At 34.9% G+C, this 23,008-nt stretch carries 21 protein-coding genes and 1 tRNA gene; 5 read left to right on the top strand and 17 right to left on the bottom strand.

What is annotated here, in order from left to right:
- Positions 1-65: 65 nt before the first annotated feature.
- The 12 genes from FVB9532_RS19955 to FVB9532_RS01625 form a co-directional block, all read right to left on the bottom strand.
- Positions 66-482 (bottom strand): response regulator transcription factor, encoded by a 417-nt coding sequence (locus FVB9532_RS19955; RefSeq protein WP_150543474.1) that lies wholly within the window; start codon positions 480-482, stop codon positions 66-68.
- 10 nt (positions 483-492) lie between these two features.
- Positions 493-1,434 carry a 2-hydroxyacid dehydrogenase gene (locus FVB9532_RS01670; protein WP_150543473.1) on the bottom strand — a complete coding sequence of 314 codons (942 nt, stop codon included), beginning with the start codon at positions 1,432-1,434 and terminating at the stop codon, positions 493-495.
- Between the two features lie 109 nt (positions 1,435-1,543).
- Positions 1,544-1,966, bottom strand: a complete 423-nt coding sequence (locus tag FVB9532_RS01665; protein WP_228482232.1) for an acyl-CoA thioesterase — start codon at positions 1,964-1,966, stop codon at positions 1,544-1,546.
- Between the two features lie 249 nt (positions 1,967-2,215).
- A complete protein-coding gene (mgtE, locus tag FVB9532_RS01660) occupies positions 2,216-3,568 on the bottom strand; it encodes a magnesium transporter (protein ID WP_150543472.1) in 1,353 nt (450 codons plus the stop codon).
- Complete coding sequence (gene rsmA / locus FVB9532_RS01655) at positions 3,552-4,412, bottom strand: 16S rRNA (adenine(1518)-N(6)/adenine(1519)-N(6))-dimethyltransferase RsmA (protein WP_150543471.1); 861 nt, start codon at positions 4,410-4,412, stop codon at positions 3,552-3,554. Before rsmA ends, mgtE begins: the two co-directional genes overlap by 17 nt.
- Before the next feature lie 173 nt (positions 4,413-4,585).
- The gene (locus FVB9532_RS01650) at positions 4,586-4,894 is read right to left on the bottom strand and encodes a DUF4286 family protein (protein ID WP_150543470.1); all 309 of its coding nucleotides are present in this window, start codon (positions 4,892-4,894) and stop codon (positions 4,586-4,588) included.
- Positions 4,895-4,924: 30 nt separating this feature from the next.
- The gene (locus tag FVB9532_RS01645) at positions 4,925-6,715 is read right to left on the bottom strand and encodes a tetratricopeptide repeat protein (RefSeq protein ID WP_150543469.1); all 1,791 of its coding nucleotides are present in this window, start codon (positions 6,713-6,715) and stop codon (positions 4,925-4,927) included.
- A gap of 912 nt (positions 6,716-7,627) precedes the next feature.
- Positions 7,628-7,957 carry a hypothetical protein gene (locus tag FVB9532_RS01640; protein WP_150543468.1) on the bottom strand — a complete coding sequence of 110 codons (330 nt, stop codon included), beginning with the start codon at positions 7,955-7,957 and terminating at the stop codon, positions 7,628-7,630.
- On the bottom strand, positions 7,939-8,112 hold the full coding sequence (locus tag FVB9532_RS19385; RefSeq protein WP_194716460.1) for a hypothetical protein: 174 nt from the start codon (positions 8,110-8,112) through the stop codon (positions 7,939-7,941). The genes FVB9532_RS01640 and FVB9532_RS19385 overlap by 19 nt, the downstream gene beginning before the upstream one ends.
- Before the next feature lie 399 nt (positions 8,113-8,511).
- Positions 8,512-9,783 (bottom strand): serine--tRNA ligase, encoded by a 1,272-nt coding sequence (serS, locus tag FVB9532_RS01635; protein ID WP_150543467.1) that lies wholly within the window; start codon positions 9,781-9,783, stop codon positions 8,512-8,514.
- 54 nt (positions 9,784-9,837) lie between these two features.
- Positions 9,838-11,157, bottom strand: a complete 1,320-nt coding sequence (locus FVB9532_RS01630; protein ID WP_150543466.1) for an HTTM domain-containing protein — start codon at positions 11,155-11,157, stop codon at positions 9,838-9,840.
- 4 nt (positions 11,158-11,161) lie between these two features.
- Entirely contained in the window at positions 11,162-12,070 is a 909-nt protein-coding gene (locus FVB9532_RS01625) for a bifunctional riboflavin kinase/FAD synthetase (RefSeq protein WP_150543465.1), read from the bottom strand.
- 96 nt (positions 12,071-12,166) lie between these two features.
- Between FVB9532_RS01625 and FVB9532_RS01620 the strand changes: the two genes are divergently transcribed.
- On the top strand, positions 12,167-15,466 hold the full coding sequence (locus FVB9532_RS01620; RefSeq protein ID WP_150543464.1) for a reprolysin-like metallopeptidase: 3,300 nt from the start codon (positions 12,167-12,169) through the stop codon (positions 15,464-15,466).
- A gap of 64 nt (positions 15,467-15,530) precedes the next feature.
- Here the strand turns inward: FVB9532_RS01620 and pth are convergent, their stop codons facing one another.
- The 3 genes from pth to FVB9532_RS01605 all read right to left on the bottom strand — a co-directional run bounded on the left by pth (position 15,531) and on the right by FVB9532_RS01605 (position 17,851).
- Positions 15,531-16,151, bottom strand: coding sequence for an aminoacyl-tRNA hydrolase (gene pth / locus FVB9532_RS01615; protein ID WP_150543463.1), 621 nt, complete (start codon positions 16,149-16,151; stop codon positions 15,531-15,533).
- Positions 16,152-16,228: 77 nt separating this feature from the next.
- Positions 16,229-16,876 carry a 50S ribosomal protein L25/general stress protein Ctc gene (locus FVB9532_RS01610; RefSeq protein WP_150543462.1) on the bottom strand — a complete coding sequence of 216 codons (648 nt, stop codon included), beginning with the start codon at positions 16,874-16,876 and terminating at the stop codon, positions 16,229-16,231.
- Positions 16,877-16,909: 33 nt separating this feature from the next.
- Positions 16,910-17,851, bottom strand: a complete 942-nt coding sequence (locus FVB9532_RS01605; protein WP_150543461.1) for a ribose-phosphate pyrophosphokinase — start codon at positions 17,849-17,851, stop codon at positions 16,910-16,912.
- 142 nt (positions 17,852-17,993) lie between these two features.
- On the opposite strand from FVB9532_RS01605, the gene FVB9532_RS01600 reads away from it, so the two are divergent.
- Positions 17,994-18,075, top strand: a tRNA-Leu gene (locus FVB9532_RS01600).
- An 891-nt stretch (positions 18,076-18,966) separates the two neighbouring features.
- On the opposite strand, the gene FVB9532_RS01595 is transcribed toward FVB9532_RS01600, so the two are convergent.
- Both FVB9532_RS01595 and FVB9532_RS01590 read right to left on the bottom strand, forming a co-directional pair.
- Entirely contained in the window at positions 18,967-19,761 is a 795-nt protein-coding gene (locus FVB9532_RS01595) for an ImmA/IrrE family metallo-endopeptidase (protein WP_194716459.1), read from the bottom strand.
- A gap of 116 nt (positions 19,762-19,877) precedes the next feature.
- Positions 19,878-20,219: a helix-turn-helix domain-containing protein gene (locus tag FVB9532_RS01590; RefSeq protein ID WP_150543459.1), complete on the bottom strand. Its 342-nt coding sequence runs from the start codon at positions 20,217-20,219 to the stop codon at positions 19,878-19,880.
- A 433-nt stretch (positions 20,220-20,652) separates the two neighbouring features.
- Between FVB9532_RS01590 and FVB9532_RS01585 the strand changes: the two genes are divergently transcribed.
- Genes FVB9532_RS01585 through FVB9532_RS01575 form a run of 3 tightly spaced genes read left to right on the top strand, consistent with a single transcriptional unit; the run spans position 20,653 to position 22,889 of the window.
- The gene (locus FVB9532_RS01585) at positions 20,653-21,315 is read left to right on the top strand and encodes a multiubiquitin domain-containing protein (RefSeq protein ID WP_150543458.1); all 663 of its coding nucleotides are present in this window, start codon (positions 20,653-20,655) and stop codon (positions 21,313-21,315) included.
- Entirely contained in the window at positions 21,290-22,468 is a 1,179-nt protein-coding gene (locus tag FVB9532_RS01580) for a ThiF family adenylyltransferase (protein WP_150543457.1), read from the top strand. Before FVB9532_RS01585 ends, FVB9532_RS01580 begins: the two co-directional genes overlap by 26 nt.
- A complete protein-coding gene (locus FVB9532_RS01575; RefSeq protein ID WP_150543456.1) occupies positions 22,452-22,889 on the top strand; it encodes a ubiquitination-like system serine protease family protein in 438 nt (145 codons plus the stop codon). The genes FVB9532_RS01580 and FVB9532_RS01575 overlap by 17 nt, the downstream gene beginning before the upstream one ends.
- Positions 22,890-23,008: the final 119 nt, after the last annotated feature.

Here is a 23,008-nt window from a genome sequence, read left to right as displayed (position 1 = left end):
AAAGCTCTTTTTAAGCCTCATACTAAAGTACCAAATCGCTCATACTTTGGTATAAAATGGCAATTTTAAAGAATATGAAGCTCTTTTGCTATCTGGACCGCTTGCGTTCTTCGTTTTGCATTTAATTTTAAAAGTAAACTGGAAACATGCGTTTTTATAGTACTTTCTGAAAGAAATAATTTCTCGGCAATTTCTTTATTCGATAAACCTTTAGCAACCGCTTGTAAAACTTCATATTCCCGATTGGTAATTTCCAATTCTTCAATTTTATTGAAATCGACCTTGGGTTGAGGTTGAATTTCTTTTTTCTGCTGAAGACTGTTTTTGTTTAATACCACCCCAATTCCAAAAAAGACAAAGGCAACAACAGCCATAATAATTTCGATGGTGACATTCCCGGTGATGAGTGAATATTCTCCTAACCGAAATAACAATAAGATTGAAAAAATTAAAGCAGCAAAAACAAGAACTGTTTTTTTCATTTTAAGAAAGTTAACCAAAATTCGCTTTAATTTTATCAACGATCACTTGGGCTAATTTTCGTTTACTCTCCACCGTCCAACCGGCAACGTGTGGAGAAAGCAATACATTTTCGGCTTGAATCAAATATTGAAAAGGCTCCGGCATTTGCGCTGCAGAAGTAAATAAATTTTCGAAGGATGTTTTTTCATATTCCAACACATCGAGCCCCGCGCCTAGAATTTTCCCTGATTTTAAGGCTTCTACCAAATCTGAAGTAACTACACTTTGCCCGCGCCCGGTATTGATAAACCAAAAATTATTTTTAAATGAATTGATAAAATCAGCATCAATCATATCATTGGTTGCTTCTGTTAAAGGCGTATGTAAACTGAGTACTTCTACTTTTTGTTGAAATTCTTCCAAATTCACTTGCTTTGCGAATGGATCGCCCACATTATCTTGAATATCGTAACACAACACCTCAACATCAAATCCTTGTAGTTTTTTAGCGAAAGATTTCCCCATATTTCCGTAGCCAATAATTCCTACGGTTTTTCCTTCTAATTCTACGCCTCGATTTTCTTCCCGTAACCATTTACCGGCTCTTACTTCTTGATTGGCTTTATTTAGTTTATTGAATAATGAAAGCAGCATTCCCAAGGCGTGTTCTCCCACAGCATTCCGATTACCTTCCGGAGCTGAAAAGAGTTGAATACCTTGCGCCGAAGCGAATTTGGTATCAATATTTTCTAATCCTGCTCCCAACCGACCGATAAACTTTAAGTTTTTCGCTGCAGAAAGAAATGCTTGATCGAGTTTGAATCGACTACGAATGATGATTCCATCATAAGCATCAATTTTTTCTAATACTTCTTCTTTGGAGGAAGTATAATCTTCTTCATTGGTAAATCCTAAGTCCTCTAATTGTTGAATGATTAAAGGATGATTTTTGTCGAGGTGAAGGATTTTCATTTTCTTATATTATTGAACTTGAACTATAACTATTATTTACGTGTCAAATCGAGCGGAGTCGAGATTGATAAAAGCTTTTAACCCTGCTCAAGGCGACCCCCAGTATATACTAATCTTCAAAAAAAGGATCTGTAATTTCTGGAGTGATGCGTGTGGGACGATGGTTTTGTTTTTCTATCAGGCACCATAAAGTCTTGGCCTGTGCCAAAATTTTATTGTCTTCTTTTCGAATAATTTCTACCCGACGTTCACTTTTTACTCCTTGGTGACTTTCTATCCAAGTTTTTAAAATGATTTTATCGTTTAAATAAGCGGGACTTTTATATTCTATAAAATGATTAAGTACAACCCAGCCTACTCGTTCTCTTAGTTCTTCTGAAGTTTTTAAATTCCAATGTTTCTCACCCACGTCTTGCACCCATTGCAAGTACGTTACATTATTTACGTGTTTTAGGTCATCGATATGTTCCGGCTGAACTTCAATTTCATATTGAAAAGGAATAGGTGTCATTTTCTCTTTGCTTTTCTTCAAATGTAGGAATATTTTGATTAAAAAAGCTTCCGTCTTTGGCACCTTCCCTTAGAAATAGAAGGAGATAAAAGAATCCTTCCCAGCAATATTTAAAAAACTTGCAGGTATTTATCTCGTTTTATTTTGCGTGAGGGATAGTAGCGACATCCTTTTTTGCATATGAATGATTTGTTAGTTGAAATCGGAGTGACAAGCAAAAAAGATATAGCGAATAGCCCGACCCGTGAGGGTCACGCTAAAACAAACTTTTTAAAAACCAAGGATCCATTTGGCGATGGAGAAGTAAATGAGAATACCGCAGATGTCGTTACTGGTGGTGATAAATGGCCCTGTAGCCATCGCAGGATCGATGCCTTGTTTGTCTAAAATAATGGGCACAAACGTACCGATTAGGGAGGCCGTAATGATCACAGAAATTAGGGAAATAGCAACCGTTAAGCCAAAATCAAAGTCCAAATTGAGTAAGAAAACTCCGCCCAAGACTAACAATCCCGCTAAGACAAATCCGTTGAAGAGACTTAACAGCACCTCTTTCAGCAAGCGATTTAATAAAGATCCCCGTAATGAACCATTGGCCAAACCTTGTAATACAATAGCGGAAGATTGTACTCCTACATTTCCTGCCATAGCGGCGATTAATGGCACAAAAAAGAATAAAGCTCCGTGCTTTTCCATCGCTTCGTCAAAAGTTTCTAAGACGTTTACACTTATAAAACCACCTAAAAGAGCTAGGATTAACCAAGGTAAACGCGCACGGGTAAGTTGCCAAATGCTACTGTCTGCTTCTACATCTTCAGAAATACCGGCCGCCATTTGGTAATCTTTTTCGGCTTCTTCCCGTATAAAATCAAGAATATCGTCAATGGTAATACGCCCGACGAGCTTGCCCATTTCGTTAACTACAGGAATAGCTTCTAAATCGTATTTCTGCATAATACGGGCTACTTCTTCACCTTTGGTATCGACTGAAACATAATCTACTTGAGCGATATACACATCGCTAATTTGTGCGGTGCTCGGGGCGGTAATTAAGTCTTTTAGGGAAAGCCTTCCTTTGAGTTTGTTTTTGTTATCTACTACATAAATGGAATGAACGCGGGTTACATTTTCGGCTTGTTGTCGCATTTCGCTCATGCAGCCGGTAACACTCCAATTTTCATTGACTTTCACCAACTCTTTTGCCATCAACCCTCCCGCAGAATTCTCTTCATAACGCAAGAGATCTACAATATCGTCGGCGTGTTGCTCGTCTTCAATATGAGAGATCACCAGTTCTTTTACTTCCGGGGAAAGTTCACCAACAATATCGGCCGCATCATCGGTGTCCATTTCTTCAATCTCTTCAGCAATTTCTTTAGCAGAGAGGTTATTGAGGACTTTTTCACGATCTTCCTCGTCCAACTCCATCAAGACTTCTGCGGTTTTATCGCTTTCAAGCAATTTTATCACATAGGTTGCATCGTCGAGGGAGAGGTCTTCTAGGGTTTCAGCAATATCGGCGTGGTGCATATTTTCAAATTGCACCAGTAGTTCCTTGTTGTTTTTTTGTTCAACAAGGTTTTCAATTTTTTCTATAAACTCCCGACTAATCTGAAACTGCATCGTGTTGTATCTTTTGGGTGAGTTCTAAAAATTGCTGCACCGATAATTGTTCGGGTCGCTGCCCAAAGATACTATCTTCTTTTAATTGTAGACTAAGGTTAAAGCTTTTTAAACTGTTTCTTAACGTTTTTCTTCGTTGTTGAAAAGCTGTTTTTACGACTCTAAAGAATAATTTTTGTTCTACAGGCAGGCTGTAGTCTTCTTTTCTAATTAAGCGTAAGACTCCGCTATCTACTTTTGGTGGCGGATTGAATACCGTTGGCGGGACGGTAAAGAGGTATTCTGCATCGTAATAGGCTTGGGTTAGCACAGAAAGGATTCCGTAGGTTTTGCTACCTTCTTTCTCACAAATTCGTTGCGCTACTTCTTTTTGGAACATCCCAGTAAACTCCGGCACTAAGTCTCGGTTTTCTATAGCCTTGAAAACAATTTGGGTAGAAATGTTATAGGGAAAATTTCCAGTGATGGCAAAAGCTTTTCCGTTAAAGAGTTTTTCTAAATTCATCTTTAGGAAATCGGCTTCTATGACCTGAAAATTTTCGGTAGAAATAGAAGGGTGGTCTAACGCAAACGATTGGTTTAAATACTCGATAGATTCGGTATCTAGATCGGCTGCAATTACATTTTTCCCTTTCTGTAAAATGTATTTGGTAAGCACTCCCGTTCCCGGACCTATTTCCAATACATTTTCGTAACCGTTTAAGGTTAGTGTATTGCCAATTCGTTCAGCTACTTCTTCATCTTTTAAAAAATGCTGCCCTAAATGTTTTTTGGCCTTTACAGGATCTGAAGCATATTGCTTTTTAGTAGATTTCTGCTTTTTATGGGAATACTTTTTTTTCATTTTTCTGAACGTATTTTATAAATCATCGTCATTCTGGGCTTGACCCGGAATCTCCTATAGCTTTAATTTTCAATATTTTGAAGATTTGTTCCTCAATTAACACTTCGACTCCGCTCAGTGTGACAAGATGGGTAACGACACACTTTAGTGTTAATTACAACTTCAACTGAAAACTACTGTTCAGAAATGACTTCTAGTTCGGTTCTAAAAAACACGGTTTTGTCTTTAAAACGTTTTGATTGTTCACGAAGTGTTTCGGCATTTTCTTGATAATAACGCTCTAACATTGCTTTACTTTCGGCTTTATATTGTACCGAATAGGTAACGCCGCCCATAGGTTCTTCTACCAAAACTTTGGTCATTATAGCGTTTATAAATTTGCCGGTATCGAGCATTTGCGGGATGTGTTCTTGCTTCATCCAAGTAAGCCACTCGTCGTGCACTTCTTCACTTACATTGATGGTTACATTGTAAATAATCATAGCTTCAACATTTAAAGCTGCAAAATTGCATTATTCTATTTGATCGCCACGTAATATGCGGTATTTTTTTCGGGACTCGACGAAATAAATACTATCGGCAAAATTGAAAATAATCTGTTCGTAGTTTTCTTTGGCTTTTTCAGGTTGGTTAAGCTGATTTCGGTAGAGTTCAGCTAAATAGTAATAAGCATCGTCGGCCAAAATATCGTCTGCATAATATTGAATGATTTGCTGGTAATTTTTTTCTGCTTTTTCATATTCTCCCAATTCTTCAAAAAGTTGCGCTTTTCTTAACAAAGCTTCGTCTTCAATTTTTTCGCCTTTATGCTGAAGTAAAATCGTATCTAACAGCTTTAAGGCTTTTTCTTCTTTCTTCTGAAAGCTGTATAAATCTGCCTTCGCAAAAAGTTTTAAAGCGGTTTGGGTAGAATCTTCCTGTGAATTATCTGAAATTAATAGGTTTAACTGAAGGGCATCGTTCGCAATTAATTGACTCGTAGCGGTTTTTAGCACTTTTAATTGGGTTTGTGCCCATTTAAAATCGCCTTTATAGTAACTGGTTTTGGCGACTTTAAAGGTGGCTTCTTGTGCTAACTCGTTATTTTGCACCAAATTTTGTACTTGACTGTAATAAATAAGGGCTTGGTTAAACTTTTCTTCTAAGACTAAAATATCGGCCAGCACCATTTTGGTACGAGCTTCTTCAAAACGGCTAATCCGTTCTTCTAAGGCGTTTCTTAATAGCGTTTTCGCTGCTTCATTTTGATGCTCATTGAAGGCTAAAAATTTGGCATATTGTAATTGTAACCCAAGTGTATTTCTGTTTTTTCCGTATTGTTGAAATACTTCTTGGAAACGCTCATCGATTTCTGCTTTTTGATCTTCGGAAGAAATGTGTTCAATTTCAATGGCCAATAGCAACTCATAAGCGTTGAGCTTCTCGCTTTCTATATCGGCCGTTTCTATGGTATAATTTAAAATTTCCTTTGCGGTTTCCGGCTCCCCACTTTCATTAGCGATTTCTGCCAGTTCAGTGATTTTACGCAGACTTTTATCTGGTGAACGTTGGTAAATGGCTTTCTCTTGAATAAACGCTTTTTTATATTCTTGCTGCTGTGTGAATAACCAACTGAGCATCTGATTATAAAATAAATCGGGTTCTTGTTGAATACGTTTTAGCAATAATTTCCGAAGGACTTGATTGGGTTCATTGGCTGCATCTTCGGTAATATATTCTGAAAAATTTCGGTTAACGGCGTAAAAATATTCCGGTTTTTGTTTGATAAGGTCAAGATAGGTACCAAACATCTCTTCTAACTTTCTTTGTTCGCCGTAAATTCTTGCCAACTGAATAATAAAGTTGGGATTGGACTGTTTTTCCAGTGCCTTTTCATAAGCCAACGCAGCTTCTTCCAACAAGTTATATTTCTGAAATGCCTTTCCAACGGTATAAGCGTAATTGGGAATTTTATCTATTTTATCTATGGCTTGTTGGTAGTATTCTTTTGCTTTTTGCGTTTGTTCTTGCAATTGATAATTATGCCCAAGCTCTACCAATAAATTAGGGTAAGCACTATTGCGATGGGTAAAATCTAAAAGGTATTTTTCTGCTTCTTGGTATTGTTCTAATTCTTGCATACTGCTTACCAAACCTTGTAAATAGTTGAGGTTGCCGTTGCTTTTTTCGTACAGTTGTTGGTAAACCGATTTGGCTTTTTCGTATTCGCCTTGATCAAAATAGTTTTGGGCGATTTCTTCTGATTGTGAAAAAACCGACCCACTTAAACCAAGTGTAATAAATAAGATAATTAAAAAACGCATCTCGCTAAGATAACAAAATGCGTTTTGATATATTGTTTTTAATGGAAATTATCTTTTTGAGGTTAAAACCCTTTCAGGTTCGGTTTCTTTTTCGCCAAAAGAAATATGATTTTACAGCAATCTCTTTTTTAAAAACTTGAACAACCTGTAAATAAGTACTACAAGAATAACAAGTAAAACGAAATTAATAATTTGCCATAATAGTAAACCTATACTAAAATCATTCACTGTCATTCTGTTTATCTTCTAGTTCCTTGATCTTTAACTTTAATAATTTTACCATAAGAAAGTAAAACCGGACAATCATAATAATTGATCCTATCATTAATGTTAGTATAAGTATTGGACCTAATACTAGCCATATTTCTCCAAAAGTATTTCTCATGTTTTAATTTGCTTTTATATTATTGAAGCATTACTTCTCCATACGGTCTGACCATACACATCTTGCTCAAATAGTGCGCTAAACTCTTGATTGTTTTTCTACTTTAAATAACTAATTATGGCCCAAAATTTTATTATATAAAGGGACTGCTAAATCAGTCCGTAGATTTACAAAAACTCTATTTTAATTTCTTTTTTAAAAACTTGAACAACTTGTAAATAAGTACTACAAGAATAACAAGTAAAACGAAATTAATAATTTGCCATAATAGTAAACCTATACTAAAATCATTCACGGTCATTCTGTTTATCTTTTAGTTCCTTGATCTTTAAATTTAATAATTTTACCATAAGAAAGTAAAACCGGACAATCATAATAATTGACACTATAATTAATGTTAGTATAAGTATTGGACCTACTACTAGCCATTAAGTAGATAAATTATTTTTCATGTTTATAAAATTAAATTAATCTGTATAAGTTGGCTGCCCACTCAATAATTCTCCTGTATCTTTCTCGAATATTAACTAAAAAATATAACCTACCTCGGAATATATTCCCCAGCCACTAATCATTAGTCCCTGCTTTAAAAAACCATAAACTTGAACTCGAATATTTCCATCATAATCTTCGGATATATCAAAATTGGTCTTTTCCCATTCAGCTACTGGAGTTGTAATTCCAGACAAATGCGAAGTAACCTGATTAACTCCATATTCATCACCCTCATTTTCAGGTATACTTAATTTAGCATCAATTTGTAACTTTGTTGTTCCTAATGTAATAATATCAAATAAATATCTTTTTTTACTAGTGGATTGTTGAGCGTCAACATTGATTACAGAACAGGAATCCAAGAGATGGGTTTATCTGCTTTAGTTGCGTAATCTTTTGGATTGACAGAGATGATCCCATACGTGTAGGAAACCCCATATTCATTGCGCTTTTCTACATAGTCCCTATAATATGCGTCGCTAAGTGGACGATCTTTGTCGGTCTGAAAATCAGACATAGCATTTTCGCTATGTGAGCCAAAATCCATCGCTTTATTCGAGGAAGAGCTTGCCTGGATATCTGTAAATTCTTCTTCCTAACAGCTTATGCTAAGCGTGAACATTGTTAAAACAAAAAAGCAACCAAGTAATTTTTTCATCATTGTGATTTTAAAGTTAATAAAATTCTACATATAAAAGTTACACTCCAAAACTAAAGGATAAAAACATACCTTTCAATACCCTATATAGGGTATATTACGTTATATTATTTTTGTTAATTAAGTAAAAAATGCGTTTTGAATTATTGTTTTTAATGGAAATTATCTTTTTAGAGTTTAAACTCTTCTGCTTGAAGTTAGAACCCTTCCGCCTTCGGCACCTTCCCTTACTAAGGGAAGGAACTTTTTTAAAAAGTTTTAATCAATCATATCGAAACCGGTGTAAGGCACTAACACATCTGGAATTTTGATACCGTCTTCGGTTTGGTAATTTTCTAAAATACCGGCCATAACGCGAGGTAAAGCTAAAGAGCTTCCATTTAAGGTATGCACCAATTCTTTTTTCCCTTCTTTGTTTTTGTAACGTACTTTTAATCGGTTAGATTGAAAAGTTTCAAAGTTGGATACGGAAGAAATTTCCAACCAACGGTCTTGCGCTGTAGAAAACACTTCAAAATCGAACGTTAATGCCGAGGTGAATCCTAAATCGCCACCGCAAAGTCTTAACACCCGATACGGAAGTTTTAATTCTTTTAAAATTTCTTTTACGTGCTCTACCATTTTATCTAAAGTCGCATAAGAATCTTCCGGTTTTACCAAGTTTACTAATTCAACTTTATCAAATTGATGCAAACGGTTTAAGCCACGAACATGCGCTCCATAAGAACCTGCTTCTCTCCGAAAACAAGGGGTAAAAGCGGTACAGCTTATGGGCAATTGCTTTTCTTCTAACAAATCGCCTCTAAACATATTGGTAAGTGGCACTTCTGAAGTTGGAATCAAATATAAATCGTCGTTTTGCACATGGTACATTTGTCCTTCTTTATCGGGCAACTGTCCTGTACCGTAACCCGATTCTTCGTTCACCACTAATGGAACTTGATATTCGGTATAACCGGCTTCTATATTTTTATCTAGAAAATAAGTAATTAAAGCGCGTTGTAACCGAGCTCCTTTTCCTTTATAAACGGGAAAACCGGCTCCTGTAATTTTATTTCCTAATTCAAAATCGATCAAGTCGTATTTTTTAGCTAACTCCCAATGCGGCAAGCTTCCTTCTGCTAAGACCGGGATATCGCCTTCTTTGTAAACTTCTTCATTATCTTCTTCATCTTTTCCGGCAGGAACTGATTCGTGCGGAATATTGGGAATGGTATATAAAAGCTGATTGAGTTGTTCTGAAACTGAATTCAACTTTTCACTTAATTCTTTCGACTTTTCTTTTAAGTCTCCGGTTCGCTCTTTTACCTTATTGGCTTTTTCGTGTTCTCCCGATTTAAACAACAACCCAATTTCTTTGGAAAGCTTATTCGATTCTGCTAAGGTATTGTCTAATTCGGTTTGCGTTGAACGACGTTCCTCATCTAGGGTGATTACTTCCTCTAAAATGCTTTCCGCTTCAAAATTTCTCTTTTTTAAAGCTTGTACATAAACCTCTTTGTTTTCTCTAATATGAGCTACTTGTAACATAGGGTTGAATTTTTCTGTTTAATTAAGGATTCAAAGTTAATTATTTCGGTGTAACTAATCTTCATCTTCATGGAGTAAAATCCAATCATTATGAAAGAAATAATCCCACTTGGCTTCTGCCATATTTACATTAGGGTCAATAAGCTGTTTTCTATCTTTATGATTTACACTCACTCTAGCGTTGACATAAATCTCAACCTCTTCTCCTTTTTCGGCATACATTTCTTTTAATCGTTGTGAAAATTGCCAAATAACGTCGGGTTTAGTGCTTGCTTGTCGAATCTGTTTTCGACTAAGGTAATCTCCTTTTTTTACGTAGTTGACTTCTCCCGTGGTTTTATTCACGATTTTATAGGAGGCTGTTCCGCTTTTGCTGCGTAACATCATTCGCCAACTCATCCGATGGCCTTCTTCTGTCCATAACACATCACCTTTAATCACCCAGTGCCTTAAGGGCATTAAAATTTGAAATGGAAACCAAAAACAAAAAATTCCGATGAGCAGATTACGGTGTTCTGGCACGATAACTTCTTCTTTATCGTAAAATGGTTTTTTGGGCAGAAATCTTCGATGTACCAATTCAGCAGAAAAGAAGAACAGACAAAAGGCTAACGATAAGTATGGAAAAATCCCAATTCTAAAAACATAACTATTAAAGAGATGAAAGAAAATTGCCAGACAGAACATAGGAAGTCTGGTTTTTCGGTATAACAATAAAGGGACGATGAGTAAGTCGAATAAAATACCGAAGTAAAGAATTACATAATGCGCCCAGCTTTGTTGAAGAATTTCACCTACGAGCCAATAATTTTTCTTGTTTTTCATGAGCATTGCCGGAACTTCTCCACTTAACCAATCAGGGTAAAGTTTAGCGACGGAAGCATAGGTATAGACAATCCATAATTGAAACACAATAAACAAAACTACCCAACGCGGCATCGAGATTTGTTTGAGTTTTGGATTTAGTTTTGCATCGACCGAAGCATACGTATTTGCCGGCACAAGTAACATAAAAACCAGAATAAGAATAAGGAGGTAATAATGGTTATTGTAACTGGATTTTTGCATCAAGTAAACGCACGTCCACATAAGCGTATAACCAGAAATACTCCATTTATATTTGTAACCAATAGTTACCAATACTCCAAAAAAGCCCATCACCCCGTAATAGACATACATCCAATTTCCGGGAAGCGGTTGCAAAAAATCAAAACCAATAAAGTTAAAGGTAAATTGCGGTTCTATGAGTGTCCTGCGAATCCAACCGGTAAAAATAGCGCCCCAAGCTTCAGCTGTGATTAATATTCCGAAAATAATTCTAAAAACAATTAAAGAACTATTATCTACCCGCTGAAATAACCATTTGTTAAGCACTTGATTAAGATTTAAGTTGATTGATGTAATTTATAGAAAATTCTTCATCTTTTTTCATCGCTTTGATAAGTTCTTCAAGACCGCTAAATTTCTTTTCTTCCCGAATGCGTTTTAGCATTTTTATTTGAAGTTGTTTACCATACAGGTTTTTATCTAAATTGAAAAAATAGGTTTCTATGGTTTTTTCTGATCCGCCTACAGTAGGATTATAACCAATATTCATCATCCCAAAAACTTCTTCGTTATCAATTTCAGCTTTTACCACATACACCCCGGTCTTAGGAATGAGTTTATAGGCTTCTTCAATTTTTAAATTGGCCGTAGGAAATCCTAAATCTTTACCAATACCTTTTCCTTTTACAATCTTACCCGTTAATAAAAAGTGACTTCCTAAATAGGAATTTGCTTTTTCTATATTTCCTTCTTGAAGCGCCTTTCTAATTTTGGTAGAACTTACAGCCACCTCATCTACATCCTGTTTAGAGATTTCTTCTACTTCAAAACCGTATTCTTTTCCATACTTTCTGAGGTCTTCAATATTGGCGTTTCTATTTCGACCAAAGCGATGATCATAGCCAATAATTACTTTTTTGGCGTGAAGTTTCTTCACCAAAACCTCTTCAATATATTCTTTAGCAGACAATCTTGAAAATTCTTTAGTAAATGGATATACGATTAAATGATCTATTCCGGTATTTAGTAGAATTTGCTTTCTTTCTTCAATGGTATTAATTAACTCGATACCTACTTCTTTTTGCAATACCATTCTTGGATGGGGAAAAAAGGTAAGTACTGCAGATTCTAATATGGAATCTTGAGCGGCTTCCACCAATCTTTTTATAATTTTTCGATGCCCTAAGTGAACTCCATCAAAAGTACCGATGGTAACCACCGAATTGTTAATTTTTTTCATAAAAAAAACGCCATTTAGCTATTAAAACTACCGTCTGTTAGTTAATGTTTTAAAAATTCGTTAAGTTTGGTACTGCTCAAAACCCCAAATATTGTTATGAACACAAATTTACATTATGTTTTAGGTTTGTTCTTATTTTTCCTGACTTTTTCTATATCGGGACAAAATAGGTATTGGACTAAAATATCCGAAAAAGATTTAGATCCTTCAGAAAAGATTGAAAGAAGTTCAAACCCTAAACACTATTCTTTATTTCATTTAGACATAGCTTCTTTTAAGTCTGCTATTGAAGATGCTCCCAATAGAGAAACTTTTTCAGGGGTTTCTCCAATTATAATCTCTTTTCCAATGGGAGACGGGCATCTGGAGAAGTTTAGCGTTGTAGAATCTTCTATCATGGAACCTGGCCTTCAGGAAAAATATCCGCAAATTAAGACTTACAAAGCTATTGGAGTAAATGATGCTACCGCTACCATGCGCTTTAGTGTTACACAATTTGGAGTTCATAGTATGAGCTTTTCAGGAAAAAGAAATGTAGAATATGTAGAACCCTACACGAAAGATGCTTCTAATTATATTGCTTTTAACCGTTCTGAATTACTCAATGCTTCCAATGATTTTGAATGTCTTACTGAGGAAGAAATAGAGCTTCCCTCGCTTGAAAATACTACGGGTAAATTGATGGATAGTGACGATAGTATTCACAGAACCTATAGACTTGCTCTATCTTGTACGGCTGAATATGGGAATATTTTCGCCAATACCGCAGGTGATGAAATAGCCGATATCCAAGCACAAATGACCATAAGCATTAATAGGGTTAATGAAATTTACGAGAGAGACCTAGGGGTTACCTTAATATTTGTGGAAAATAATGATGAACTCATCTATTATGGCAATACTTCTGATGACCCTTGGAACGGAGAATTTAACGATACCACCCAAGAAGTTATTGACAATACTATTGGGAATAGCAACTACGATATTGGGCACAACTTTAACACTTCGGGAGGAGGTGACGCAGGATGCATTGGTTGTGTATGTATTTCTGGACAAAAGGGAAGTGGTCATACCGGAAGCAATAACCCGGTAGGCGATGCTTTCTATATTGATTATGTAGCTCACGAGATGGGTCACCAATTTGGTGGTTTTCACGTCATGAATACTTGTAATAGAAGTGGTAATGGGACTACAGAAGTTGAACCTGCTAGTGGTAGTTCTATTATGGGATATGCCGGGATTTGTTCTTCCAATGTACAAAACCATAGTGATGCGCATTTTAATTATGTTTCTGTTAGGGATATTACCGAGAATATAAAAAATGGGGCTAGCAGTAATTGTGCTACAGAAATACCCATTGATAATCAGCCTCCGGTAGCAGATGCAGGAAATGATTACATTATCCCTATTTCAACTGCATTTGTATTAGAGGGAAATGCTACAGACCCTGATGGTGAAAACACCTTAACCTACAATTGGTCTCAAAACGATCCGGAACAGGCTCCTAGCAATGGAGCACCTCAACCTACGTGGGAACAAGGTCCTTTATACCGAGCTATCTTGCCTCTAGATAGCCCGAAACGCTATTTACCAAGATTAGAAGAGGTAGTAAACGGCAACTTAACTCCGATGTGGGAAGTAACACCCTCGATAAGTCGGGAAATGAATTTTTCTTTTATAGTAAGGGATAATGGAAGTGGATTTTCTGCAGGAATTGGGCAAACTGATTCTGACTTAATGAAAGTAACTGTAGATGATAGTGCCGGACCTTTTGTGATAACTTCACAAAACGAAGAAAACATTACTTGGAATGAAGGAGAAAACCAAACTATAACTTGGGATGTTTCCAACACAAATTCTGCACCTATAAATGCAACTAATGTGGATGTATTTTTAAGTATTGACGGAGGCCAAAATTTTGATATCAATATAGCTTCGGGTATACCTAATAATGGTTCTGCCATAATTACTGTACCCTACGAAACTTCTACTTCGAACGCTAGGTTAATGGTAAAAGCTTCAGAAAATATATTTTATGATGTTAATAACGAAGATTTCACGATAGCTTCTTCTTCTTTTGTGTTTACAGTAGAAAATCCTGTAGAAGCTATCTGTGTACCAGAAAATGCTCAATATAACTTCACTTACAATACTTCAGAAAATTTTAATCAAACTACTGTTTTCTCGGTTAATAATTTACCTGAAGGACTACTCGCTGATTTCAACCCTCCTTCTACTTCTGAAAACGGAACAGAAATCACACTTACCATTTCAGGTACCGAAAATTTAGAAGTTGGTGCTTATGAAATCGAAATTGCGGGGAATTCTTCTTCTGTAGAATATACTACTCCGGTTAATTTAAACATTTACGATAACAACCTAGAAGCTCCTAACTTACTAAATCCGGAAAACCAAGAGACCGACGTAAGCGAGACTCCTGTATTGAGTTGGCAGGCATTAGAAAATGCAAATTCATATGGCATTCAACTATCAACTGATAATAGCTTTAATAATATTTTAATTGAAACAGAAGTAGAAGATAACACTTATACTTTCACCGAAACAGATTTTGACACCACTTATTACTGGAGAGTAAAAGCATTTAATCCATGTACAGAAACAGAATATAGTGAGGTTTATGAATTTACAACAACAAGCTGTAGTGTTTGTCCTTCTTCCGGTAGCCTTCAATTTGATATAGCTATCACATTAGTCGATTTTAACACTATTAGTAACTCCTCGCAAAAAACCAGCGGCTACAATGACTACACAGACCAATCCACTACTATTGATTTGAATGAAAGTTATGATTTAAGCGTGAACTCCAATACAGGAGGACAATTTGAAGCTTATACCATGGTTTGGATTGATTGGAACCAAAACTGTAGTTTTGATGATCCCGGAGAAGAATATGAGTTAGGCAGTGCCTATAACACCAGTAATGGACCTAGTGAGAACTCCCCGCTATCAGTTATCGTTCCTAACGATGCTGTTTTAGGACCTACAATAATGCGTGTATCCACTAAAATTTATTTCCCGCCTTGGAACTTGTTCGCTCCAGAATCTTGTGAAGAAGATTTTTATGGTGAAGTAGAAGATTATACGGTAGTGGTCAGAGATCCTCTTAAAAACGAAAACATCAAACTTTTAGATCGTTTTGTCATTTATCCCAACCCTAACAATGGAAGGTTCACTATTAGCTTAACCCCTAAAGAAGAAGAACCTATCAAAGTAAATATTTTTGATATTTCGGGAAGAAGGATTTTCTCAAAAACCTATCATTACAAAAATCAATTTTCAGAATCTTTAAGTCTTGATCAAGCTCAAACGGGAGTCTATTTTGTAAAAGTTGATAATGGCAACAAGTCTGTTACTAAAAAGGTAATTATAGAATAGAACGAATTATTTGTAATAAAAAAGGAGCTAACTAGCTCCTTTTTTTGTTTCTATAGGGTAGGTTTTACTTCCCGTTAAATGTATTCATGGTATTATTGACTCCTGCAGTTCCAAAAGAACGGATAGCTTCTGCAGATTTCTTTAACCGCTCAGGCAATTTTTTTTGTTCCTCTTCATCCCATTCCCCTAACACATAATCTATCTGATTCCCTTTGCTAAACTCATCGCTTATCCCAAACCTGAACCTAGGGTATTTAGAAGTATTCAATTGTGCTTGGATATCTTTTAAACCATTATGGCCGCCATCACTACCTTTCGTTTTTATTCTTAGGGTTCCAAAAGGCAAGTTTAAATCATCGGTAACAATAAGTAAATTTTCTACTTGAACTTTCTCTTTTTGCATCCAATAGTTGACGGCCTTGCCGCTTAAGTTCATAAACGTAGAAGGCTTGATTAGAACAAAAGTTCTTCCCTTCCATTTAAATTCAGCACGATCTCCCAACTTTACGGTTTCAAAAGAAATATTTTCTTCAGCAGCCAATTGGTCTAACACTTTAAAGCCAATATTATGTCGGGTTTCCTCGTATTTTTCACCAATATTCCCTAAACCAACAATTAAAAATTTTCTCATTGGGTCTGTATTATCCTTAGTTGTACTTAAAATTCTACCAAAAAACGACAGCATCTGTTCAATTTTCAGTAAAAATAAAAAAAGCATCTTGATAAATACCAAGATGCTTTATAATAAACGTTTGCAATTTTCTATGCATCGTCTGAAGCTGCAGCAGCACCTTCATCGTGAGTTTCAGTTGCTGGAACATCTCCTGGAGCAACTTCATCTTCATCATCGTCTTCAACAGCAACGATGTTACGAGAAGTTTTCACTTGACAGATTACCGTGTTATCTGGGTGAAGAATAGTATAATCTTCACTTTGCACAGCAGTAACATATAATTTATTTCCAATCTTAAGTGGAGTTACATCGGCTACGATATAATCTGGTAATTTAGCAGCAAGGCCTCTTACCTTCATACGACGTAAGTTAAAACGTAAAACCCCTCCGTTTTTCACACCTCTTGGAATACCTTCTGCATGTACAGGAATTTCCATAGAAATTTCTTGATCTTCACCAAACTCATAAAAATCCATATGAAGGATTTCATCGGTTACGGGGTGAAATTGAATGTCCTGAAGGACAGCGTTATGCTTAGCTCCATCAAACTCCAATACTACCGTATGCACATCTGGCGTATAGATTAGACTGTTAAAGGAAACTTCAGGTGCTGAAAAGTGAATAGCTTGCTCTCCTCCGTATAATACGCAAGGAACCTCTCCAGCATTACGTAAGGCTTTTGTTGACTTCTTGCCTACGCTTTCTCTTTTAGATCCATTGATCGTAATTGACTTCATTTCTAAAAAATATTAATTAATAAATAAATTGTTCTACATTAAAAATTTAGAGCTGATGGATTTATTCTCGTGAACGCTTCGCATCACATCGGCAAACAGCTCTGCACAACTCACCACTTTAATCTTACTACTATCCTGTCTTAACGGAATAGAATCGGTAACGATAAGTTCTTGTAATTGTGAATTTTCGATACGCTCATAAGCATTTCCAGATAACACCGGATGCGTACAAACCGCTCGTACACTTTTTGCCCCACGCTCCATCATCACATCTGCCGCTTTGGTTAAGGTTCCGGCCGTATCTACCATATCATCTACTAAGACCACATTTTTACCGGTAACATCCCCAATTAATTCCATATGCGAAATTACATTGGCTTTTGCTCGTTGCTTATAACAAATTACCACATCGCTCTCTAAGGCTTTAGAATAAGCGTAGGCTCTTTTAGAACCTCCCATATCCGGGGAAGCAATGGTTAAGCTATCGAGGTTTAATTTTCTTAAGTAAGGTAAAAATATAGTAGAAGCAAATAAGTGATCTACCGGACGCTCAAAGAAACCCTGAATTTGATCGGCATGTAAATCCATCGTGATAATTCGGGTAGCTCCGGCAGTTTCCAGCATTTTTGCAATAAGCTTCGCTGCGATAGGCACTCTTGGCTTATCTTTTCTGTCTTGACGCGCCCAACCAAAATAAGGCATCACCGCCGTAATATGTCTGGCCGATGCTCTTTTAGCAGCATCTAACATGAGTAACATCTCCATTAAATGATCGCTTCCGGGATGGGTTGAACCAATTAAGAACACCCTTGCTCCACGAATAGACTCTTCGAAAGAAGGTTGAAACTCGCCATCACTATAAGTAGAAGTAATTACGTTCCCTAATTTAGCGCCATAATCTTTGGCGATTTTCTCAGCCAATATAGTACTCTGGGAACATGCAAATATTTGTGCTTCAGTAATTACTTTTGCCATTTTAGTAATGTTATGTAAACTACTTGTTTACTGTTTTTTAAAACGAGCTGCAAATTTATAAATTTATTTTCAGCATAAAAGTAATATTCTCACTAATTTTCACGGAAGTTTCAAATTATTTTTTAATTTTGCACACGCAATCGCTCAAGTGGCGGAACTGGTAGACGCGCTGGATTCAAAATCCAGTTTCTTCGGAAGTGCGGGTTCGATTCCCGCCTTGAGTACTAAGCGGGAAGCAATAGTTTTTTGTTTCCCGTTTTCTTTTTTATTCTCTGAAGCCCGTTACTATAATTGAAAAGCAGACTAATCGCTTCATTGAATTCTGTGGTTCGAAACTTATTCTTTTCAAAGTAAAGTAAATCTTTAATTATCGAATTGATGATCTTTTTCTTTACCGAAACACTTGATTTTTTTATAGCACTTCAGCAATTTAGTTAGAAGAGTAAGCCCAAATGAAATAAACTTATCCATATCTTCTTGAAACGAATCGAACTATAATTTTTCACCAAGCAACTCAGTCTCTTTGTTACGATACATTTCTAATAATTGTTTATAATCTTTTTCTTCTATTTTATCATTTGCATATTTTACTATCAATTTTAATCGTTTTGTCACATCCTACTGATCTCATTATCGATAGACTTTATCTCTCTCATTTTGTCTTCAGACTTCTTAGTGTATTCATCTATAAGTATGATCTCAAAAAGCTTTACAATTTATGGCAATGGTTTAAATGTATTCAGTATCTCTAGAAAACCTATCTACAACATCGACAAGAAACAAATAAACCTTGGATTTGTTTTTATTTAAAAATTCAAACATTTCTTTAATAGCAGGTCTATTGAAATTTTTCCCACAATAATCATCTTCAAAAATATCTAATAAAAAGACATCTAATTTAGAATGGTTCAAAGTTTGACTTGAAGCTATTGATTAAAATAAGTTGACCTATTTTTTAAGAAAACAGAAATATAATTTATTCTGCAAAAATGTGGAGACACCAAACTCTAATTATAGTAATGATTTGAGTAATATTGGCTAATTAAGAGTTAACAAGTTTTAAACCAAATTATATAGATATATTATAACGACATGTTTATTTCTCGTTATTAAAATTATACATTTTTCAAAATAATTTTTGTTTTTGATTTTTTCTTTTCATCAGCAGGAAAAAAGAATACAAAAGCATTGTAATAGTTAAAAAAATAATGGTATTTACAATTTATAGTATCGCCTACTATGTTTGTAAATTCAATCTCACCTGCTTCGTGTAATCTTCTTTTGTGCTTGAAATCTTGAGCAAATCCCCATTTATAACCAAAGGCCTCAGGTATTGATAGTTCGCCAATATCTTGTAAAAATGAATTTGAATAAAATAAATTTCTTAATGAACAAAAAGGCTTATTCCATTTTGGTTCTGGGATTTTATCCAACACAATCATACCACATCTATTTCTAGATTTTAGCACATAATTTCTCAAAGCTGCATGGTTGGATGAGCCGAATTTTTTTGCAAGAGCCATACCAGACTTAATAGAAAGAGGTAATTTTTCTAATTCTCTATTAAATCTTTCATGCTGAAATAGAGTAGCTGAAGCAAAGAGGTTGGCTTCAAGTTCAAATTGTTCTTCTACATCCATAGAAAGCGAAGACTTGTTATCAAGTGCAAGAGATAACTCATTTTGCCAAGGAAGAATTCCGTGACCTAGTTCGTGCAAAGCAACAAAATTCTTTCTATTAGTTTTATCCTTTAGGTCAACATAAATGAGATTATCCTCTCGAAAGAATATTCCTTTAATTTTACTCAATCCAGATAGTAAGTTTTGTATCTGCCCCTTAGTTCTATATTTTAAATTATCGATAAATGACTCTTCAATTTTAGACAAGTCGTTACCTTGATCGATTTTCAAATTAGCATATTGTACAATATTTTCAACAGGTGTTGGAAAAATACCTAAACACTTACTATCTTTTAAAAGATTATAAGATATTTTTTCTATTGCATCCTGAGATTGAAGTGAGCTATTTATTTTCTTTTCGATTTTAAAAAATTTAAATATTCTAATACTTCTTCTTTTTCCGCTTTAGACATTTTCTCTGTTGAGAAGGCAATACGGCTGTTAAGTTGATTTTCCTCTTGTGTTTGTTCAGGCTTTTTAACAATTCCCGATCCCTCTAATATTTGAGCAAGGGGTGTATCATATGCATTTGACAAGGTCGTTAACACATATATCGACGGGCTTTTAATTTTGTCATTTTCAAGTTGACTTAGATACGCATTTGAAATGCCTAAATTTTCTTCGATATACTTTAAAGTTAAATTATTCGATTTACGCAAAGACTTTAGATAAGAACCTAATGTTGTCATTATAACATTTTTCGTTTATTACACAAATATAATAATAAAATCTTATTTTAGGTAATTTTTATCTAAAAAAAATAAGATTAAAAATTTTAGACAAAATCTTATTATATTTAGATTTTTATTATATTTGTAAAATGAATTTAAAAATTACAAGCCGATAAACAGATAAAAAAAATCCAATTCAATTGAGACAACAATAGAATTGGATTAGAATTTAAGAGGAATAAAAGTTTGGACGACTTCACTTTGAGGCTTTATCACCATCAAAGCATTCCCTTTATTTTGTTATACAAATATAATGATTTTTTACGTCATAATTACTGTTTTAGCAAAATATTATTTGTCTGAATAGTGCCTGACCCATACTGTTTTAAAGGATTACGGGTTCAAGGTGAGCTCAAACCTTCAATTGAGTTTAACGTAAAAAATCTATAAGATGAATTATATATTTACAATTAATAGAAAAAAATTCGAGTCCAGCGAATCAAAAATAACTGGACGTGAACTATTAACTATTGCTAATCTAACTCCTGTGGAGGATTTTGAGTTGCTATACAAAATCAATGAGAAAGGTTTTACGCCAATTCAACTTGATGAGATAGTTGACCTCAAAACAGCAGGTATTGAAGGCTTCAAAGCAAAACCTTATAGAAAGCTGAAAATAAAAGTTGATAACAAGCAGTACGAAGTTGAAGAGTGTTTGATGACTTCTTTAGAAATAATGGAAGTAGCAGGTATTAATCCTGACCGATTCTATCTAAAAGAGATTCGCAAAGGAAATGTAGAGGTTTCTTATAAGGATGATGTAGAACATAAGATAGCTATAACCAAAAAATCAAGTTTTGTGAGCTGTGAACGAGAAGAGATTAAATGTGTTATTGTAAATGCCAGAGAAAAGGCATGGAGCAATGAAAAAATCTCTTTTGATGATGTTGTAAAACTTGCTTATGGAGAAGTTTCCACTAATCCTAATGTGATTTATACAATAAATTATAAGCGAGGTGTACCTAGTAAGCCAGAAGGAAGTATGGTTAAAGGTGAAGTGATATATGTTAAAAATAAAATGATTTTCAATGTCACACAAACTAATAGATCATAGTCCAGATGTCAAAAAACTTCGTGACAATGGTTATGAAGTAGAAGTAATTGGAAATTACTTATTGATGCATAGTGTTCCTTATTTGAACGCTAATAAAGAAGTAGTAAAAGGCACGTTGGTTAGCAACGTGTCTATTGCTAACAATCAAGTTACAAAACCTAATACACATGTAATCCATTTTGCTGGTGAATTTCCTTGTAATATTGATGGAACTATAATTCGTCAATTACAGCATTCGAGCCGAACTATGAATTTAACTGATAGGATTGTTGCAAACCATTCATTTTCAAATAAACCTGCAAATGGTTATCAGAATTACTATGATAAAATGGTGCAGTATGCTGAAATTATTTCAGCACCTGCCAGAAATATTGCCCCTAGTGTTACTGCTCGAACATATAAAGTTATTGAGTCATTGGATGATGAATCAGTATTAAATTATAGTGACACAAATTCTTCAAAAGCTGAAATTGAAGCTATTAACCAGAAGTTGTCAGGGCTTAAAATTGGAATTATAGGTCTTGGAGGTACAGGTTCTTACATATTAGATTTCATAGCAAAAACCTATGTAGGTGAAATACACTTATATGATGGTGATAAGTTTTTACAACATAATGCTTTTAGGGCACCTGGTGCTCCTTCGTTGGAAGAACTCAATGAATCCGTTTTAAAGGTAGATTATCTTTACAATATTTATTCTAAAATGCGCAAGCATATCATTACTCATGGTTTGTTTATAAATGAATCTAATGTAGGTATGCTTAAAGGTTTGGATTTTGTATTTGTTTGTATTGACAAAAGTGAAATCAAAGAATTAATATTTAAAAAACTGGAAGATGAAGGGATCGAATTTATTGATACAGGAATTGGAGTTGAACGAGTTGATGATTCCTTAATAGGAATGATTAGGACTACTACGAGTACTAAAAATAAAAGAGACCATGTCTGGAATGGATGTATTTCATTTGCTGATGAAGAAAATGAAGAGTATGCTTCCAATATACAAATTGCTCCTTTGAACTGTTTAAATGCAACGTTTGCTGTAATTAAGTTTTACAAGCTTTATGGTGTTTTAAATGACCTTGAAAATGAGCATCACAGCACTTATTCGATTAATGTTAATCAATTAGTAAGTAATGAGATTTCAGCATAAGTTCGTTGACTTTATACCAGATATAATTGAAGAAGGTATTCTGTACATTTCTTTAGATTATGGTAGTGTGATTCATAAATGTGCCTGTGGTTGTGGAAGTGAAGTTAATACGCCTTTAACTCCTACAGGATGGAAAATGATTTATGATGGAGAGGCAATCAGTTTAAAACCATCGGTTGGTAACTGGAGTTTTGACTGTAAATCTCATTATTGGATTACTAACAACGAGGTTAAATGGTCATTAAAATGGTCTGACGAAACTATACATAAAGTCAGAGCAGTTGAAGATTCCGAAAGAGAAGAGTATTATAAGAATAAAGACTCACAAAATTTAGAGGAGGGATTAAGTTATTCTGTTGAATTGTCTAAACCTGAACCAAAAAAGAAAAGTTGGTTTCAGAAGCTCTTATTTTGGAAATAAGAATAAAAAGCCTCAGAAAATTTTTATCTGAGGCTTTTTAATAGAAGTTAGTTTAGATTTCAACAAATTTGAAGCAATCAAACATGGGTTAAATAAATATTGTTTTCATTGAGCTTTCC

Source organism: Mesonia oceanica, assembly GCF_902499555.1.
In the GTDB taxonomy this organism is placed as follows: Bacteria; Bacteroidota; Bacteroidia; order Flavobacteriales; family Flavobacteriaceae; genus Mesonia; species Mesonia oceanica.
Note: the sequence above shows the minus strand (reverse complement) of the source record. Positions and strands in the feature narration are given on the sequence as shown.